The 3,459-nt window shown below is 75.1% G+C and carries 1 protein-coding gene; it reads right to left on the bottom strand.

Annotated features, from left to right (window positions below; translation table 11 throughout):
- A partial coding sequence (locus tag AB0L75_RS43935) for an SDR family NAD(P)-dependent oxidoreductase (RefSeq protein WP_365191908.1) occupies window positions 1–3,423 on the bottom strand: 3,423 nt, incomplete at its 3' end.
- Window positions 3,424–3,459: the final 36 nt, after the last annotated feature.

Below are 3,459 nucleotides of genomic sequence, written 5' to 3'. Positions count from 1 at the left end.
CGGCGGCTCCTCCACGATCACATGCGCGTTCGTCCCACTCAGACCGAACGACGACACACCCGCACGACGCGGACGCGACTCCTCCCGCTCCCACGGTTCGAGCTGGTCGACGACGCGCACGGGCAGGTCGTCCCAGGCGATGTTCGGGTTGCGGGGTGTGCTGTGCAGCGTCGCGGGCAGCGCGTCGTTCCGGAAGGAGGCGAGCATCTTGCAGACGCCCGCGATGCCCGCGGCGGACTCCAGGTGGCCGATGACGCTCTTCGCGGTGCCGAGGCCGAGTGCCCTGCCCGGCTCCCGGCCCTCGCCGTAGACGGCGGCCAGGGCCTGGACCTCGATCGGGTCGCCCAGCGAGGTGCCGGTGCCATGGCATTCGACGTAGTCGATGTCGGAGGGGGTGAGACCGGCCGAGTCGAGCGCGGCGCGGATGACCTTCTGCTGCGAGGACCCGTTGGGGGCGGTGATGCCGCTGCTGGCGCCGTCGTGGTTGACGGCGGTCGCGCGGATCACGCCGAGCACGGTGCGCTGCTGGGCGACGGCGTCGGACAGGCGCATGACGGCGATGACGCCGACGCCCTCGCCGCGGCCGTACCCGTCCGCCTCGGCGGAGAACGTCTTGCTGCGGCCGTCCGGGGCGAGCGCGTGGGACCTGCTGAGCGCGATGAACGCGCCCGGGTCGGTGAGGACCTGGACACCACCGGCGAGCGCCAGCTCGCACTGGCCGCTGCGCAGCGCCTCGCAGGCGAGGTGCAGTGCGACCAGCGACGACGAGCACGCCGTGTCGACGGACAGCGCCGGTCCCTGCAGTCCGAGGTGGTAGGCGAGGCGGCCCGCGTTGAAGCTGGGCAGGGTTCCGGTGAGGGTGTATGTGTCCGCCGAGCCCGCCTTGCGGAAGGTGCCGTACTCGCCGACGCCCGCGCCCACGAAGACGCCGGTGCGGGAGTCCCGCAGGTCGCGCGGGCGGATGCCGGCGTTCTCCAGGGAGTTCCAGGCGGCTTCGAGGAGCAGCCGGTGCTGCGGGTCCATCGGCTCGGCCTCGCGCGGGCTGATGCCGAAGAAGGCCGCGTCGAAGTGGGCGACGTCGTCCAGGAAGGAGGCGCTGCGGGTGTAGATGCGGCCTTCGGCGTCGGGGTCGGGGTCGTAGTAGGCGTCGATGTCGAAGCGGTCGGCGGGGACGGTGGTGACCGTGTCGCGGCCGTCGGCGAGGACGGACCAGAGGCTGTCGAGGTCGTGGGCGTCGCCGGGCATGCGCAGGCCGACGCCGACCACGGCGAGCGGTTCGTCGCCGCCCCGCCGGTCGCCGCCCACGGCCGCGGGCGCGGCGGACGGGCCGCCGGAGGCGGGGGCGCCCGGGCCGGGGGCCAGTTCGGCGAGCAGCCAGCGGGCGGCCGCGGCCAGGTTGGGGTGGTCGAAGACGAGGGTCTTGGGGGTGGTGACGCCGGTGCGCTGCTGGACGCGGCGGCTGAAGTCGACGGACATCATCGAGTCGAAGCCGAGATCCTTGAATCCGCGCTCCGGGTCGAGTGTTTCGGGGTTCTTCGCGCCGAGCACGGCGGCGGCCTCGACGGCCAGCAGACGGCGTACGTGGTCCTCGCGGGCGTCCTCGGGCAGGTCGAGCAGGGCGGTGCGCAGGGGCGTGCCCGGCTCCGCGGACGCGGTCGCGGTGGCGGCCTGGGCGGACTCGGGGATCTCCCGCAGGAAGGGGCGGTCGCGGCCCTCGGTGTAGGCGGCGGTGGCCCGGTCCCATGCGATGTCGGCGACGACCGTCGTGGTGCGGCCCTCTCCGCCGCCGAGGACGGCGTCGAGGACGTCCAGGGCCTGTTCGACGGGCATCGGGTCCAGGCCGATGCGGCGCAGCTGGGTCTCGGCGGCGCCGTGGGTCATGCCGCCGTCCGCCCACGGTCCCCAGGCGAGGGAGACGGCGGGCAGGCCCTCGGCCCGGCGCCGGGCGGCGAGGGTGTCGAGGGCGGCGTTCGCCGCCGCGTAGTTGGCCTGGCCGATGTTGCCGAGCACGCCGACGACCGACGAGTACAGCACGAAGGCGTCGAGTTCGCGGTCGCGGGTGAGGTCGTCCAGATGTGCGGCCGCGGCCAGTTTGGGCGCGGCGACGGCGGCGACGGCGTCGGCGTCCAGCCGGTCGAGCAGCCGGTCGTCGAGGACACCGGCGGTGTGGAAGACGGCGCGCAGCGGGGCGTCGTCGCGGTCGAGCCGGTCGAGGAGTTCCGCCAGCCGGGCCCGGTCGGTGACGTCGCACGCGGCGAAGGTGACGCGGGCGCCGGTGGCCTCCAGTTCGGCGGCGAGTGCGGCGGCGCCGTCGGCCGCGGGGCCGCGCCGGGAGACCAGTACGAGGTGCTCGGCGCCGCGTTCGGCCAGGCGGCGGGCAAGGTGCCCGGCGAGGGCGCCGCTGCCTCCGGTGATCAGTACGGTGCCGCGCGGTGTCCAGGGTCGTACGGCGGTGGGTTCGGTGCGGCGCAGCCTGCGGACGTGGCGTCCGGCGGGGCGCAGCGCGACGTGTTCCTCGGCGGTGGCGGTGCCGTGCGCGGCGAGGGTGGCCAGCAGCTGACGGCTGATCGCGGCGTCGAGGGGCACCGTGGTGCCGGTGTCGGCGGGCAGGTCGAGGAGTCCGCCCCAGCGGTCGGCGTGTTCCAGGGCGACGACGTGGCCGAGGCCCCAGACGAAGGCCTGTTCGGGGGCGGGGGCGGGGTCGGTGCCGTGCGCGGCGACGGCGCCTCGGGTGAGGAACCACAGCGGGGCCCGGACTCCGGCGTCCCCCAGTGCCTGGACGAGGGTGAGGCTCTGGACGGCGCCTGTGCTCACGGCCGGGTGGGCGGGGTGCGGGGCGGTGTCGGCGGCGGTGAGGGCGAGGACGCCGCTCAGGGTCTCGTCGCCGAGCGCCGCCGTCAGGGCGCCGATCAGGGCGGCGCAGCCTGCGCGGTCCCCGTCGGTGCTGAGCACGTGCGCGGAGGCGCCCGCGTCGGCCAGCGTCCCGGCGAGCCGCTCCGCGAGGTCCTGGGCGGCCGTGGGTGCCGCGATCAGCCAGTGGCCGTGCGGAACGGGCGTGGCACGCGGTACGGCGGACGGTTCCCAGGTCTCGGTGTACATCCGGCCCGCCGCATGGCCTGCCCGGTCCTGCTGTTCGCGCCAGGCGGCGAGGTGGGGCAGGACGGCGGCGACTGCGGAGCTGTCCTGCGCGCCGAGCAGTTCGGCGACCCGTTGGGCCTCGCCCCCGCTGACGGCCTCCCACAGCGCGTCCTCGTCGCGGGAGCGGGAGCGGGTGCTTGAGCCGTTCCCCTTCTTGTCCTTGTCCGGGGACTCAAGCCAGTGGTGGTCGCGCTGGAAGGCGTAGGTGGGCAGGTCGACCGGCACGCCCTCGGGCAGCGCCTCCTCCCAGGCGATCTCCTGCCCCGACACATACAGTGCACCCAACGCCCGCACCAGCGTACGGACTTCGTCCACCGGCTC

The sequence above is a fragment of the Streptomyces sp. NPDC052101 genome, from assembly GCF_040680235.1.
Taxonomy (GTDB): Bacteria; Actinomycetota; Actinomycetes; order Streptomycetales; family Streptomycetaceae; genus Streptomyces.
The sequence above is the reverse complement of the archived record's forward strand: the minus strand, read 5'-3'. Positions and strand labels throughout refer to the sequence as shown.